Raw genomic sequence first — 16,115 nt, 5'->3', positions numbered from 1 at the left:
CCCCGCCAAAGGCGTTCGTCGGTCGGCAAGCCGACCTTACCGAGTTTTCTACGAAAACTCGCGAAGCAACCGTAGGTTGCGGCGAATGGAGCGCGGTTAGCGCGGAAGGGCGAAAAGCCAAATGAGCACGAAAACGAGAGTGCTCACGACCGCCGCTTGCCGTCGGTTGCGCCCGAAATTATATGGTATACACTTTTGAAGAAAAACGGTATAATCTCCTAAATATCTATATCTCTATTCTAGTGGAATTTTTGGAAAACTCATGAATTATTCAGAAATCAACTTACACGAACTTCTTCAGAAGGGACTTGCCGAATGCGGTTATGTCACTTGCACTCCGGTTCAGGAACAGGTTCTTTCGACTTCCCTTGAAGGCTCTGATTTGTATGTCCAGTCACAGACAGGAACTGGAAAAACGGCTGCGTTTTTGGTCTCAATCATGCAGGAAATTCTCGCGCAAAAAGGCGAGGGGGCGGAAGGCTCCGTAAAAGAAGGGGAGGCAAAAAAGAACGCCCTCATTCTGGTTCCGACCCGCGAGCTTGCCGTTCAGGTTGAGGAAGAGGCCAAGAAAGTCGGAAAATACACCGGCCTGCGTTTCGCTTCGTTCTACGGCGGAGTGGGCTACGAAAAACAGGTGGCTGACCTTAAAAAAGGCGTGGACATCATCATCGGAACTCCCGGCCGCGTCATCGATTTGACGGAAGGCAAACAGATGGATTTGTCTCATGTAGGCTATCTCACCGTGGACGAGGCTGACCGCATGTTCGACATGGGATTTTACCCGGACTTGCGAAAGCTCATTCACTTTCTGCCTTCCAGCGAAAGCCGCCAGACCATGCTTTTTTCGGCGACCCTCAACTCTTATGTCAAGAATCTCGCCTGGGAATACACCAGGGACGCAAAGGAAATCACCATTGAAGCCCAGAACATCACCGTGGACGAAATCGATCAGGAACTCATCCATGTATCTAGCGATGACAAAATGCGCCTTTTATTGGGCATTTTCCATAAAGAGAAACCTGAGAGCGTGATTATTTTCTGCGACACGAAAAAGATGTGCGAAATCGTCTCAAAGCGTCTTTCAATAAACGGCATCAAAAACGAGTACATAATCGGAGACTTGCCTCAGGCCAAGCGCTTGAAGATTATGGATTCCTTTAAGGAAGGCAAGGTCACGTGTCTCGTGGCAACAGATGTGGCAGCCCGTGGAATCGATGTGAACGATCTGGCTATGGTCGTAAACTACGATTTACCGAATGAAGCCGAGAATTATGTTCACAGAATCGGCCGAACGGCCCGTGCGGGTAAGAGCGGAAAGGCCTATACATTCTGCAGCGAGCGGGATGTTTATTCCCTGGCTCCAATCGAGCGATATATCGAAAAGCAGATTCCAAGCAGGGTAGCCGTTGAGGAAGACTTTGCCGAGGACAAATCTAAGGATGTCTACATCCGCCTTGACTCAGAAGAGCGGGAAGGAAGAAGAAACCACAGATGGACACAGATGGACACAGATGTTGCACAGAATAGGGGGAAAAAGTCCGGAGGACGAAAATCTCGCAAAGAAGGCAGAAAATCTTATTCCGACGATGAAATCAAATCGTTTAGGGGCGACAAGTCAAAAGCTACGGTTCGGCGGGCAAGCGACGAGGAAATCGCCAAGCTTTCAGGCATGTCAAGCGACGAGCGGCTCAAATACTTCAAGGAAAAATACGCAAAGCAGGGTTCGACAGCTTACAGCGGAAACAATCACGGCAAGAACAAGGGAAAGCCGGGCAGGGGAAGAAATCCGGCTCCTGGCAAAAAGAGCGAGAAAGCGCCAAAGAAGCTTGGCTTAATCGCGCGGCTAAAATCCCTTATCGGTCGAGGAAAATAGAGACTTTTACATAAAAAACAGGAGAAAAACATGATTACAGTCAGCGATGTATCACTTCATTTCAGCGAAAAACCGCTTTTCAAAGACGTAAATATTAAATTCACGGCGGGAAACTGCTACGGAATCATCGGCGCGAACGGCGCGGGAAAATCCACCTTCCTTAAAATCCTCTCAGGCGAGCAGGATCATGACACAGGCGAGATTTTCATGACACCGGGCGAGCGAATGGCCGTCTTGAGCCAGGATCACTTCGCCTTCGATTCATTCAGCGTAAAAGACACGGTAATGCAGGGCTACCCAAAGCTCTACGAAGTCTCAAAAGCCAGGGACGAAATCTACTCAAAGGCAGACTTCACAGAAGAAGACGGAATCAAATCCGCTGAGCTTGAGGCTGAATTCGGCGAGCTGGGCGGCTACGAGGCCGAGAACCAGATTGAGCAGATGCTTTCAGGCCTGGGTCTTGAAGAAAAATTCCACGACAAGATGATGAGCGAGCTTGACGAAAGCCAGAAAGTCCGCGTTTTGCTTGCCCGCGCCCTTTTCGGAAACCCGGACACCCTCATCCTCGACGAACCTACCAACGGTCTTGATTTGGAGTCAATCAACTGGCTTGAAGACTTCCTTCTTAATTTTGAGAACACGGTCATCGTCGTAAGCCACGACCGCCACTTTTTGAACACAGTCTGCACGGTCACCTGTGACATCGACTTCGGAAAAATCACTCAGTTCGCCGGAAACTACGACTTCTGGTACCAGATGAGCCAGATTTTGCAGAAACAGGCCAGGGATCAGAAGAAAAAGAACGAGGAAAAAGCCAAAGACCTCAAGGAATTCATCCAGCGATTCGCATCAAATGCGGCAAAATCACGCCAGGCGACCAGCCGAAAGAAGGTCTTGGAAAAACTGGAGCTTGAGGATTTGCCGGTCACAAGCCGAAAATTCCCTTATGTTCACTTTGCAACGGAGCGGGAAATCGGAAACAATGTTCTGGAATGCCGCAAGCTCAACTCAAAGGACGAGGACGGCGTCCAGCTTCTCAAGGATTTTGATTTCAAGGTCAACCGAACTGACAAAATCGCTTTCGTGGGAGTAGAGCACAATACAATCTCATCTCTGTTCGACATCATCGCAGGCGAGAAAAAGGCTGACTCAGGCGAGTTCTTCTGGGGTCAGACCACCAGCAACACCTATCTTGCCCGCGACAACAACAAATACTTCGACAACGACATGAACATCACCGAATGGCTCAAGCAGTTTTCTAAAGAGCAGGATGACGCTTATGTGCGGGGCTTCCTCGGTCGAATGCTTTTTTCTGGCGACGAATCCCTCAAAAAAGTAAAGGTCCTTTCGGGAGGAGAGAAAGTGCGCTGTATGCTCTCAAAGATGATGCTGCAGAACGCGAATGTGCTTATTCTTGACGACCCGACAAATCACCTTGACCTGGAGGCAATCGAATCTTTGAATCAGGCGCTCGTACAGTTCCCAGGCGTAATTCTCTTCACCAGCCACGACCACGAGTTCATCCAGACAATCGCAAACCGAGTGGTGGAAATCACTCCAAAAGGCGTGATTGACCGCATGATGCCCTTCGACGACTACATGGCCGACGAGCAGGTCAAGGCACTGCGAAAAGAATACTACGAGGGAACAGACCGAAAGATTAAATTCTAAAAAATAATTCGCTTTTTCAGCCATACAGTTATATAATGATTGTATGGCTTTTTTTAATCAAACAGAAGATTATGACAGACTCTTAACAAAAGCGGTGAATAATATTCACCCGCTCATGATTTTCTGCAATCTCTCGAACAATTTTTATCAGATTATCTCTTACAGCGACAGCGTTTTAAGCAGTTCCATAGCATACACAGGAACTTTTGAGAGTTTTGTCGCTCAAATAAAATCCGAAATCAAAAACAAAGACTATGCAAACCTTTTTTCAGCAAAATTCAACAGAAATAAACTTCTTGATATCGTCCATGAAAATGATTCAACAATCGAACTTCAGTTTCCCTATACATTTAATTCGGTAAAAGAACAATGGATTGAACTTCAATTTATTTTTGTCGGAAAAGACTCAAACAATATTCAAGCAATAATTCTTGGAAAAAACATAGACGAAGAAAAGAGAAGGGAAGACGAATCAAAAAGAAACAGAGATTTTCTTGGAATACTTGCAAACGAATATTCAAATGTCTACCATGTTGATTTAGACAGCGACACTTTTTTTGCATTCAATTTTACCCCGCGAATCGATGGAAAAATAGGTGATACACTCCGCTCAAAAGTAAGTTTTTCTGAAGCCGTGAAGATTTATGCGGACAAATGTACTTTTGAAGCAGACCGAAACGAATTTATCCAACGATGCTCAAGCGAATATACGATCAGCCAACTTTCTTCCAAAGACCGTTTTTTTTACCGCTACAGAAACGAATCAAATCAATATTGCGAAATGAAATGCGTGAAAGTAGGAGATTGGAATCAAGAGCACAAGGCAATTTTTGGATTTGCCGTTAAAGACGAAGAGATTCGTGGTGAAATGAAAGCTCAAAAAGAACTTCAGGAAGCAAAAGAAAGGGCAGAAGCGGCAAGTGCTGCAAAGAGCGAATTCTTAACTCGTATGAGCCACGATATCCGAACGCCAATTAATGGTGTCATCGGAATGACAGAACTTGCGGAAAAAAATCTTTCAAATCCTCAAAAAATGGAAAAATGTCTTCAGAAAATAACAAAGGCTGCTTACCATCTCAATTCTTTAGTGAATGACATACTTGACATGAGCCACATAGAGAGCAACAAACTTGAAGTAGCACATAAACCCATGAACATTCTTTCTTTGGCAGACGGCTGTTTATCTATTATTGAAGGCCAGCTTTACAACCGCTCGCTTAAAATCATCACAGAATTTGACGACTTCGGACATCCATTTTTGCTCGGAGATGAGCTACATTTGCGGCAGGCATTGGTCAATATCCTTGGAAATGCGGTCAAATTCACTCCTGACGGAGGAAAAATAATATTCAGAATTCAACAGCTGTCCATGGGATTCAAAACAATTACATATCGCTTTGAAGTTGAGGATACTGGAATCGGAATGAAACCAGAGTTTCTCAAACATATCTGGGAAACTTTCGCCCAAGAAGACAGTGGCGCAAGAAGCGAATACAAAGGCAGTGGCCTGGGAACATCCATAGCTAAATCACTAGTCGAACTCATGGGAGGAACAATTTCAGTAAAATCAAAACTCAACGAAGGAAGCACATTTACAATTGACATTCCGTTCGTAATTGACGACCGCACAGAAACAAACAGAAAAGCCTCTATCGAAGAAGCCGAGGAAATGGAAACACTTCACGGCTCAAGAATACTTCTCGTTGAAGACAACGAAACTAACCGCGACAGCGCAAAAGGTCTGCTGGAAACAGAAGGAGCCATTGTTACAACCGCCGAAAACGGAAAAATCGCTCTCAAAATTTTCTCAGAGTCCAAGCCTAATACATACGACGCCATACTTATGGATATCATGATGCCGGTAATGAACGGAATCGAAGCGACAAAAGCCATCCGTGCCCTCAACAGAAGCGATGCAAAAATCACGCCAATCATCGCGCTTACGGCAAATGCTTTCGAAGAAGATGTCAGGGCATCATTGGAAGCTGGTATGAATGAACATCTTACAAAACCAATCAATATCGCTCATGTCATCAGAAGTCTCATCAAATGTATGCGACAAAAATCTCTGAAACAGGCTTATGAACTCAACAAGGTCCTTGAAAATACAAAAAATAAAGACATGCTCACAGGAGTAGGAAACAGTCATGCACTAGACGAGGTAAAAGACAAGATAAATGAAAACATATCGAACAATCCAGAATTTGAAATAGGCGTACTCGTCTGCGATATAAACAATCTTCGTAAAATAAATGATAAGCTGGGACGAAAGACTGGTGACAGTGCAATAATCAGCCTTTGCAAGCTCACTTGTGAAATATTCAAGCACAGTCCCGTATTTCGCACAGGTGGTGACGAATTTGCAGTTATTTTACAAGGAATTGACTTCAAAAACGCGGATTCCCTCATGGAAAACTTCAATGCAAGACTCAAGCAACTGCTTTCAGGCCCAATGCCTTTCTCAGTTGGAACTGGATTCGCCCGCTTTATGCCCCAAGAACAAAAGAACATAAACCAAGTCATAAAAAAAGCGGAAAAAGAAATGCAGGCACATAAAAAAAAGTCAAAGTAAAAGTCAGCAGAAGAGAAGTGATGAAAGAAAGCTATTATATATACATATTGGTAGACAGAAGGTATATTATAGAAAGTTATTTATGCACAAAATTCATTTAAACTTATACATTCTTACATCCGCTTCTTGTCAGCTTTCTTTTCCATGAGGGAATCCCGCTGGCTAATCAGTTCTTTGTTTACGAGGGCAATGCGCTGATAAAGTTCAAAATAAGAAATCGCATTGGCGTTCGCCGCTTTCATGTTCTCTTCGGGCTTTAAGATTTTTTCTTTAAAGCGAGCGTTAATCTCCAGCATCTCAGAATGATTTTTCATATTCTCCAGAGAGGATTGATAAGCCGCGTTTATCTCGCTCGTCCAGCCCGTTATATCAGGTTTTGCAAGGGTCTGGATTTTATGAATCGTGACGATTTCCCAGATTTTCTTTCCGAAATACTCTTCAAGGGCATTACGGAAAGGCCGGTCTTTTTGAAAGAGAAGTTTCGCAAGCACTTTGTTTCCGTCCGAATCATCAAAGGAAAATTCACAAAGAGAAGACTTGTCAAGGAAAGGCTTAGAAAGCTCCGAGTCAAAAAAGTGCTTAACCTCACCCACCGGGCACTTAAATGAATACTCATAGACATTTCCCCACAAGCCTGTGCTCAAAGATTCACGGCGGCGCTGGTTAGTCACCGGGAAAACAAAGGCTTTCTGAATCTGAATCGAAGACGGTAAATGCCTGTTCAGCGAAGAAATAAAGTCGCTTTCAGTAATATTCTCATAAAGAACCGTGGAGGCAATCTCAGCGTCAGAAGAAATTCCTAAGGAAAGAGTTGAGGCAAATTCCAGGCGAGGAAGCGGATTAAAGCCCGTCGTATATATGACTGGCAGGGAACTCTTCAAGACCGCCCTGTTGAAAAATTCAATCTGCGAGAGATGAGAAATGTACTCCCCGCCGTTTTTCTTGGTAAACTGGAAAATAACCCGGTACATAACAGGGATATTCCACTCCGGGTAGACAGAATTACTACTTAACTGTATACTTTTCTGTACATCTTGAGGTTTATTATCAATATTCACACAGGTTTTATTGTTGCAGACTCCGCATCTGTGGTCGCAGTCAGGCTTACATTTGGGAGTAAGCTCTTCTTTTTCGTTTTTATCCCATTCTTTTTTGTAGAAATTCTTGGAGACTCCCAGAGAAACATCATCCCAGGGAAGAACTTCGTCCTTGCCCCGCTCCCGTAAAATCGACTCTTTCACATCAAAATCAGCCTCGGCAAAAGCAGATTCCCAATGCTTTAGGTTTTCTCGCAAGTGATTTTCCCAAGCATCGAGACGAGCACCTTTTTTGTAAGCCGAAAGAATCACCTTCCCTGCCCGCTTGTCGCCGCGGGAAAGAAGACCTTCCAGGTAAGATGTGTTAACATCATGAGTTCCCACATGAAATTTCCCCCGTGGAAGATGGTCGCGGATATAAGAAAGTTTTCGCTCCGACTCTTCCGGGGAAATCTGCCTTACCCACTGATAGGCAGTGTGCGGTTTTGGAATAAAGGTTCCCACATTTACATTGCATTGAATTCTGGTTCGGTTCTGCAAATCAATCAAAAAATCAACGATTGCTTTTTCTTCGGTAAGCTCCTCTGTTTCCGGGAAAGGAAGCCCAACCATAAAATAAAATTTAGCCTTGTTCCAGCCCCGCTTTTTAGCATCCAAAATCACATCAACCAAGTGCTGGGCGTAAACTTCCTTGTTAAGACGAAGCTGCCAGGCTTCTTCTGGTGTCTCAACGGCAAAAGTGAGGCCAGATTTACGAACTTCCGATAGTTTTTCAAGCAAAGGAAGGGAAAAACTGTTCACTTTTAAGGACGGGAGCTGGAATGAAACATTCTGGCTCTTATAGCGCGCGTTCAAATCATCAAGCAAATCCTCGATATTAGGGTAATCCGCACTGGAAAGAGATGTGAGGGAAATTTCCCGGTAGCCGGCCTCATTCACAAGCTTGTCCACATCATCAAAAATCAGCTGCTTGGTCTTGGCCCGCTGGGGACGGTAATAGACTCCGGCATGACAGAAACGGCATCCATTGGGACAGCCACGCATAATCTCAACGACGCCATGATCCTGAACGGGCTTTACATTGGGAAGGGGCATAAATGACTCAACGGAAGGAAGCTTTCCAAAATCAGACCAGATTGCCCGGCGAGCCACAGAATGCCCGCACTTCTCTTCGCTCATGCCCTCTGTCCAGATGCTGGGATGCTCGGAAAGATGCTGCAAAAGCTCTGCCCTGCCCGCCCCATTTTTTTTCATCTCGGCAAGCTCTTCAATCAGTTCGAACATGCCCCCCTCTGCCTCGCCGATAAAAACCGCGTCAAAAAAATCTGAAAATGGAGCCGGATTCGTAGCCCCGCAGCCACCTGCCACCACAATCGGGTCGGACTCTCCTCGGTCTTTTTTCAGAAGAGGAACTCGTCCCAAGTCAAGAATTGAAAGCACGCCAGTAATTCCAAGCTCGTAGCCAATGGAAAAGCCAATCATATCAACTTGATTCAGTGGCATTCCAGTCTCAAGGGTGTACAATGGTGCGTCGTGTTTTTTCAACAAATCTTCAAAATCAGTCTCAACGGCAAAAACCCGCTCGCAACGGATATTCGATTTTTTGTTGAGCCCGTTGTAAATGATTTTTATCGCCTGATTTGCCATTCCAATCGTGTAAACATCAGGAAAAGCGATACAATAATTGAATAAACCATCAGAAGATGTATGATTTTTTACAACAGAGCCGAATTCACCGCCAATATAAGCCGATGGATTCTGAACCGAGCACAAGTCATTACCAAAAAGCGACAAAGGATTGATAAGATTCATTTTAAAATCCGAATTTTCGAGATGAAACGCTCATCAAAAAACCGACGCAAATCATCGCCGTCCATAGTGAAGAGCCGCCGTAAGACAAAAACAAAAGCGGGATACCAGTAATAGGCATGATTCCCATGACCATTCCAACATTAATCAGAAAGTGAAAGGCGAACATACCCAAAACACCAGCCGCAATCATCATTCCGAAAGTATTTGACGCATTTTTGATAATAAAAATCGTCCTAAGCAGAATCGAAAAATAAAGGGCAAAAACGACCATTCCACCAACAAAGCCCCACTCTTCAGACAAAATGCTAAAAATAAAGTCAGTGCTCTGTTCTGGCAAAAAGCGGTAATGACTTTGGGTTCCCTGTAAATAACCGCGACCGAGCAAGTTTCCTGAACCAATGGCCGTCTTTGACTGAATGATATTCCAGCCGGCCCCTCGAGGATCAGCGTAAGGATCGATGAAAACGATGAGACGCATTACTTGATACTCTTTAAGGACTTTGCCCGCAAAATAAGAGAGAATTAGAGAACCGCACAAAATCGCCGAAAAATACGAAATCCAATAGAAATATTTGTTGTGACGGTAGAAGAACATCCCCAGCAATGAAAGGACACCTATTGAGCCAGTCGCAAAAATAAGAATAAGCCGAAGAGTGCTGTTAGTGAGGACTCGCACGAAAATAACTGAATGATGGGCAATCTGACTTTCCCAAATCGGAAGGACTGTGAACAAAATCGTCATCATGCCGCTGAGGAAAACAAAAAGGATATAACGGACAGGAATTCCCGCAATAAATGTCATTGCTAGGAAAATCGGAAAATAAACCAGAGCAGTTCCCAAGTCAGGCTGAGCAAGAATCAAAGCCATGGGAATAAACATAATCAACAAAGATATGATAAAACGCTTACGCTGGTCAGAAGATTTTTTTGTCCTGTCGAGATACCAGGCTAAAAAGAGAATGAAAACGACTTTCATGAATTCCGAAGGCTGAATTCCAAAAGGACCGATACCTAGCCAGCTTCGCGCTCCATTAACATAGCGTCCAAAAAATTTCGTAAAAATGAGAACCGCACAGGCAAAAATAAAAATCTGAGGCACATAGCGGGACAAACGGCGGTAATCCACAAGGGAAAGTCCCAGCATGAGCAAAATGCCTGTTCCACCCCAAATAATCTGCTTTACATATTCAGTGGAAACATTCATTCCCTCAGAGTTGATTCCCGAAGAATAGATAGAAAGCACACCGAAAGTGACGAGAGCTACGACACAGAAAAACAGGATAAAATCGAAAAATTGCAGGAATTTGAAATTTAATTTCATTTTTGTATTTTCCATTACTCTGCCCTGCCTTGCGCATGTTTTCGTGAACGGATGACTTCGCGTACATTCGCCGGAAGCGAAGCTACAGCCTCTTCATAATTCTGATTTGCAAAAATTCCCTGAAAAATGATGTTTGTCGCATAAGGAGCCCACCATTCCCATTCATTTACCGCCTCAACCAAGACAACAACGACGACCTGCTCTTCCACAGGAGCGTTAAAAGGCGCATAACAGGCCATCCATGAGTGCCAGTGATCGAGAGAACCAACCTCTGCCGTACCAGTTTTACCTGCAATTTGAACGACTTTATTGTTGAGCGGGAAAGCCGGAGTTCCGTCAGTGATTGTATAACGCATGGCATTCTGAACCTCTCGCCAGACAGACTCATCAATGTTAGACTCATGCAAAATCTGCGGTTTAATTTCTTCAATTACTTCGTTGCTGGCAGGATCCCGGATTTCTTTTAGCAGATGAGGTCGGTAAATTTTACCTTTATTTGCGACCATTGCCACCATATTTGCGATATGAAGAGGTGTAACGAGAGTGTATCCCTGTCCGATTGACATGTTCATTGTGTCTCCGCCAAGCCATTTTTGGTGGAAGCGTCGTTCTTTCCATGGAGCTGTTGGAACAAAGCCAGCCTGCTGTGCCGGCAAATCAATGTCCAAACTCTCTCCAAAACCAAATTCCTTTGCATAAGAAGAAATTTTATCAACGCCAAGATAATCACGACCAATCGCCCAATAATAAACATCGCATGACTGAGCCAAGGCCTCCCGCATATTGAGCCAGCCATGCCCCCATTTTTGGTGACAGTGGAAAATACGGTTACCATAATCGACACGACCCGTACACTCAATGTCTTTTGCAGAAGGAAAAGCTTTTTCAGCCAGCATAGCCGTAGACATGATGATTTTAAAAGTTGAAGCCGGCGGATAAGCAGCATTAACGGCTCGATTTAAAAGAGGACGGTTCGCATCCTGAGCCAGCCGGTTATACTGAACGGCGGCATTATCGTCATTGAACAAATTTTGATCATAAAAAGGATACGAGACCATTGCAAGAACCTCACCGTCACTAGGACGAAGAACGACCGCTGCACCGACACGCTCACCCAAGGCTTTTTCTGCAAGTTCTTGTATGCGCATATCTACGGTAAGCACGAGATTCTTACCCATCTGCGGAGGCTCAACAATAGGAGTATCCGAAAGGACATGGCCTCGAACATCGACAGTACGGCTCTCCCGCCCCTGAACGCCTTGCAAGCGCAAATCATATTGCTTTTCAACGCCGGTTTTTCCAACAACAGACTTATTCGAATAAACGCGGCGACCATTTTCATCGGTAATGTTGTACATGACTTTGATTTCTTCGTTCGTAATATCGCCGACATAACCGACAACATGAGAAATCGAGCCTGTCTCAACATAGTTTCTCACAGGTTTGCTTCTCCAGGAAACACCGGGCAAATCAGTTACATTCTCAGCGATGTTAGAAATAACCGAAAAAGGAACATTCGAACGAACTTCAATCGCCGTATAAGAGCCAATTGACTTTCGTGTATGGCGAAGATTAACTGGCACGCGCCTGTCAATTTCATTTTTTGAAATGCCAAGATAAGAAGCAAGACGAGAAGCAACAGAATCATAAAAATCAGCCGGAATCTCAGCAGGAATCAAATCAACAGCGAAAGAGTCAGTATTAATGACCATGGGCATATTGGCATTACGGTCAAAAATCTCACCTCGCTGGGCGTCAATCGTCTTTACCTGAGAAGAAATCGTCTGGGACTGTTTACGATACTGAGCGCCCTCAATAACCTGCAAGGAAAATAACTTGAGAATATAAAGCGCAAAAATAATAGAAATCAAGAATCCGAGAATGACGACTTTTGCGTTCTGCTCAACAGAGCCGTTTTCACTTCCAAAATAATTCGTCACGAAACTTTCTCCGGTTCAAGCAAAATCATGCCACTGAAACTTCCCAGGAATTTGAAAACCAGAGGCGTAAGAATCGAATTGGCGCACAACTCAAACAAAAATGCCTTTGAAAAAATCGAGTATGGAATGACAGAATCAGGGAAAAAGACCGAAATCACAAACACAAGCAAGACTTTAATGAGGGTCGCGATAAAACCAATGAGAATCGGAAGGAAAATACCGTTCATATTAAGCGTTTTGTTGAAAATCCCCATCACATAGCCGATAATTGTGCGCAAGAGACAGTGCAGACCGAAGGGGGAGACGCTCAAAAAATCAAGGAAAAGCCCGGAAACAAAGCCCGATGAAACTCCAAAAATCTTGCCGTTATGAACCGAAAGATAAAGCGAAACAATCAGCAGCAAATCAGGAACGGCAGGCAAAAAAAGCAAATTAGAAAGGATTGCGGTCTCAAAAATCACCACGCAGAGCAAAATCAAGACCGATACAAAAAAAGACTTAAACATCCCCTCTCCTCCTACTTCACCTGCTCAATCTGGGAGACAAGAGCCGGATTCAATTCAATTCTGTCAGAAACGATGACCATCTCTATTCGAGAAAAATCAATAACAGGAGCTACTTTAATATTCAATGAGGAATCATACTCAAGAACCCGAATTTCAGAAATGGAGCCGATAGGAATGTCAGCGATATAATTTCCTCCCTCGCCGCTCGTCACAATTAAATCACCAATCTGAAGTTCATCAAGGACACGCTTTTTGATATAACTCATATTAAGCGGAATATCAGCCGAGCCGTCACCGGTTACGATACCAATATCACGAGTATTTTGAATTCTCGCAGAAACGGAGCACTTGGAATCATAAATCGGCATGACAAGACTCGTAAGGCTTCCCACCGTCACGACTTTTCCAACCAAACCTACGATTCCACCCTGCACAGCGAGAACAGGCATATTCTTTTTGATTCCATGACGGCTTCCCTTGTTAATCGTAAAGGCAGAATACAAACTGTCGGGATTTCGGGAAATAATCCTCGCAGGATAGTTTTTTTCTTCAAAGGTGAGGGAAAAATCAAGCTGCTCTTTAAGCCTTTCGTTTTCTTTGCGGATATCAGTGTTTGCCCGTTGCAGAATTTCATAATTCTTGAGACGCTCGGTAAGTTCACGGTTCTCCTCACGCAATCTGGAAAGCTCATGCACGGCATTGAATGTATTTCCAATGCCAGTGACAAGCGCATTTACACCTTTCTGAAGTGATGAAAATACCGTAAACCCAAGGCTTTGGAAATTTACGACAAATCCACCTGAATGAAAGGCCAAATTAATGCCAGAAAATGCCAGAAAAATAATGAGAAGAAGCTCTGATAACCCGAATCGAAAGGAATGTTTAGACGAAGCCATGAAAAATCTACTTAGTCATTGAGATTGTCGTAAATAGCACGGTCAGTAGACATATCCTTGAACAAATCGAATGCCTGACCAGCACCAAGAGCCACGCACTCAAGCGGTTTTTCAACAAGAATGACAGGAACGCCAGTTTCTTTTGAGATAAGTTTCGGCAAGCCCTTGAGCATACTTCCGCCACCAGACATAACGATACCACGCTCAACGATATCAGCCGCAAGTTCTGAAGGAGTCTCACCCAAAGTTACTTTGATAAGCTCGACGATTTCATTTACGGTTGATTTGAGAGCCTCACGAACCTCAACGCTGTCAATTTCAAGACGGCGAGGAAGGCCTGTAATCGCATCGTTACCGCGAACCTCCATCTTTTCGATTGCCTTGTCTTTATCCTGAAGGGCGTTTCCAATCTGAATCTTCAGCCGTTCTGCAGTCTGCTGACCAATACGGAGGTTATGAACATTGAGGACATATTTCATAATCGCCTCATCGAATTTATCTCCGCCGACACGGATTGCCTTGGTTACGACCATGCCGCCCAAAGAGATGACAGAAACCTCGGTCGTTCCACCGCCGATATCACAAATCATGTGACCAGCAGGCTCATTGATCGGAATCTGCGCACCAATAGCGGCGGCAAGAGACTCTTCGATTACATCGACTTCCTTTGCACCGGCTTTGAGAGCCGTTTCAATGACAGCACGGCGCTCAACCTGAGTAATGCATGAAGGAATTCCGATTTTCATTCGGGTAGACTTAAAAAGCTGATGACGGGAAATGACTTTAGAGATAAAGTATTTAATCATTTTTTCACATGAATCGATGTCAGCGATGACGCCATCTGCCAGCGGGCGAATAGCCTCAATATTGCCCGGAGTCTTCCAGAGCATTCTTTTTGCCTCGGCACCGACAGCCCAGACATGCTTTGTTCCTTTTTCGACAGCAACAACAGACGGCTCGTCAACTACAATTCCTTTGCCGCGTACATAAATCAATGTATTACAGGTACCCAAATCAATACCAATGTCCGTTGAAAATCGGTCCAAAAATCCCATAAAAAGTCCTCCCAAACTTTTATATATCTTACTTATATTCTGACATTTTTTTCAATGCGAGCGGGTGATTATTCTGAATACGCAAGGCTTTTCGCCATTCAGCACGAGCTTTTGCAGCCTCTCCCCGACTCTCATATATTACACCCAATCCGTAGTATGCGTCAGCAGAATTTTCATTTTTTTCCAAAATAAAATTAAATTCTTTTTCGGCATCATCGAATTGTTCGCGCTCAAGGTATATATTCCCCATCAAAAGATGGCTTTTCAAGATAATCTGCTCATCCTTGCACTCTTGGGAAATACGAAACAAATACTGCTCTGCGGCATTATCCTGCCCGACATTGTGATATTGCTCAGCAATCGAAAGAAGAAGAATGTCCGATTCCCGAACCAAAAGAGCCTCAGTAAAAGCAGAAATACTCTCCATGGTCATTCCCAGAGAAGCATAGCTAAGTCCGAGCAATTCAGGAATGTCATCGGCCTTGTAGCCGTGTTTTTTCGCTTTTAAAAGATAATCAATGGCCAAGTCAGCGTAATAATAATAAGAAGAATGCAAGTCCTTGTAAAAATAAGCCTTGCCAAGCATATATTCAATTTGCGCGACAGCTCCAAACCTAGCCCCCTGCAAGGCAATTCTGAGAGAATTTATTGACTCATCGATATAAGAAAGAGACTGCACAACATCACTTTGCGAAACCGCAAGAAAAAAAGATGCATAGCCGTTGTAAGTGCGCGCTTTGGTATTAAACGGTGATTTATATAAAATAGCAGAGCTTATATCATATACACCCTGATAATCATACACTTTCCATTTTGACTTGAGATTAATAAAAGAGTTTCCGTTATTGATTTTTGAATCGATTAAGCGCCAGGCAAAGAAAATTCCAGCAGAGACAAGGGCTGCAAGACAAGCGAAAATCGCAAGTTTTTTTAAAAACTGACTTTTTCGTTTGACAATTTCTCGTGTTTGCAAAGCCTTTAATTTCATTTCCCCACCGCATTATAAAAAAAACAGAAAAGACAATAAGCCGGGTTCTGTCTTGTACTTTTCAAAAAAGAAAAGCACGCATAACCATCTATCCGAAACTTCTGTCACCAGAAGCCTTTAGCAGCCTACCCGCGGCCATTAGTCCGGAAAACCTGACCGCTGCTTGACCTTGCTCCAAACGAGGTTTGCCCTGCCGTTTCCGTTGCCAGAAACGCGGTGCGCTCTTACCGCACCCTTTCACCCTTACCCGAAGGCGGTTTGTTTTCTGTGGCACTTTCTGTCAGAAAAAAGGCTTATGCTCAATCAAAGAACAAGTTCCCTATTCTGCCCGGTTATTACCCGGCGTTTTTTCCGGTGGAGCCCGGACTTTCCTCACCCGCCATTGCTATCATGAACAAGGCAGGCACGGTTATATCTTTTCTGCAATTTACCGTTGATTTAAGC

10 protein-coding genes and 1 other RNA gene are annotated in these 16,115 nt (G+C 44.1%); 3 read left to right on the top strand and 8 right to left on the bottom strand.

All coding sequences use genetic code 11. From position 1 onward, the window contains the following. The first annotated feature begins 262 nt into the window (after positions 1-262). The 3 genes from B2089_RS06945 to B2089_RS06935 are packed head-to-tail and all read left to right on the top strand — an operon-like array spanning position 263 to position 6,116. Positions 263-1,873 (top strand): DEAD/DEAH box helicase, encoded by a 1,611-nt coding sequence (locus tag B2089_RS06945; protein WP_296322251.1) that lies wholly within the window; start codon positions 263-265, stop codon positions 1,871-1,873. A 30-nt stretch (positions 1,874-1,903) separates the two neighbouring features. Next, positions 1,904-3,544: an ABC-F family ATP-binding cassette domain-containing protein gene (locus B2089_RS06940; protein WP_296322254.1), complete on the top strand. Its 1,641-nt coding sequence runs from the start codon at positions 1,904-1,906 to the stop codon at positions 3,542-3,544. A 43-nt stretch (positions 3,545-3,587) separates the two neighbouring features. Next, positions 3,588-6,116 carry an ATP-binding protein gene (locus tag B2089_RS06935; protein WP_296322256.1) on the top strand — a complete coding sequence of 843 codons (2,529 nt, stop codon included), beginning with the start codon at positions 3,588-3,590 and terminating at the stop codon, positions 6,114-6,116. A 113-nt stretch (positions 6,117-6,229) separates the two neighbouring features. On the opposite strand, the gene B2089_RS06930 is transcribed toward B2089_RS06935, so the two are convergent. The 8 genes from B2089_RS06930 to rnpB all read right to left on the bottom strand — a co-directional run bounded on the left by B2089_RS06930 (position 6,230) and on the right by rnpB (position 16,094). Continuing rightward, positions 6,230-8,965 (bottom strand): TIGR03960 family B12-binding radical SAM protein, encoded by a 2,736-nt coding sequence (locus B2089_RS06930; protein ID WP_296686465.1) that lies wholly within the window; start codon positions 8,963-8,965, stop codon positions 6,230-6,232. A gap of 1 nt (position 8,966) precedes the next feature. After that, the gene (gene rodA, locus B2089_RS06925; RefSeq protein ID WP_296322260.1) at positions 8,967-10,286 is read right to left on the bottom strand and encodes a rod shape-determining protein RodA; all 1,320 of its coding nucleotides are present in this window, start codon (positions 10,284-10,286) and stop codon (positions 8,967-8,969) included. A gap of 14 nt (positions 10,287-10,300) precedes the next feature. Next, positions 10,301-12,226: a penicillin-binding protein 2 gene (gene mrdA / locus B2089_RS06920; protein ID WP_296322264.1), complete on the bottom strand. Its 1,926-nt coding sequence runs from the start codon at positions 12,224-12,226 to the stop codon at positions 10,301-10,303. Beyond that, positions 12,223-12,732, bottom strand: coding sequence for a rod shape-determining protein MreD (gene mreD, locus B2089_RS06915; RefSeq protein WP_296322267.1), 510 nt, complete (start codon positions 12,730-12,732; stop codon positions 12,223-12,225). The genes mrdA and mreD overlap by 4 nt, the downstream gene beginning before the upstream one ends. Positions 12,733-12,743: 11 nt before the next feature. Continuing rightward, entirely contained in the window at positions 12,744-13,628 is an 885-nt protein-coding gene (gene mreC / locus B2089_RS06910) for a rod shape-determining protein MreC (protein WP_296322270.1), read from the bottom strand. Between the two features lie 11 nt (positions 13,629-13,639). Continuing rightward, a complete protein-coding gene (locus B2089_RS06905; RefSeq protein ID WP_296322273.1) occupies positions 13,640-14,683 on the bottom strand; it encodes a rod shape-determining protein in 1,044 nt (347 codons plus the stop codon). Between the two features lie 28 nt (positions 14,684-14,711). Next, positions 14,712-15,671 (bottom strand): tetratricopeptide repeat protein, encoded by a 960-nt coding sequence (locus B2089_RS06900; RefSeq protein ID WP_296322275.1) that lies wholly within the window; start codon positions 15,669-15,671, stop codon positions 14,712-14,714. A 20-nt stretch (positions 15,672-15,691) separates the two neighbouring features. Continuing rightward, positions 15,692-16,094: RNase P RNA component class A (rnpB, locus tag B2089_RS06895), an RNA gene on the bottom strand. Positions 16,095-16,115 lie beyond the last annotated feature (21 nt).

The organism is Treponema sp. UBA3813 (assembly GCA_002368605.1).
GTDB lineage: Bacteria > Spirochaetota > Spirochaetia > Treponematales > Treponemataceae > Treponema_D.
The sequence above is the reverse complement of the archived record's forward strand: the minus strand, read 5'-3'. Positions and strand labels throughout refer to the sequence as shown.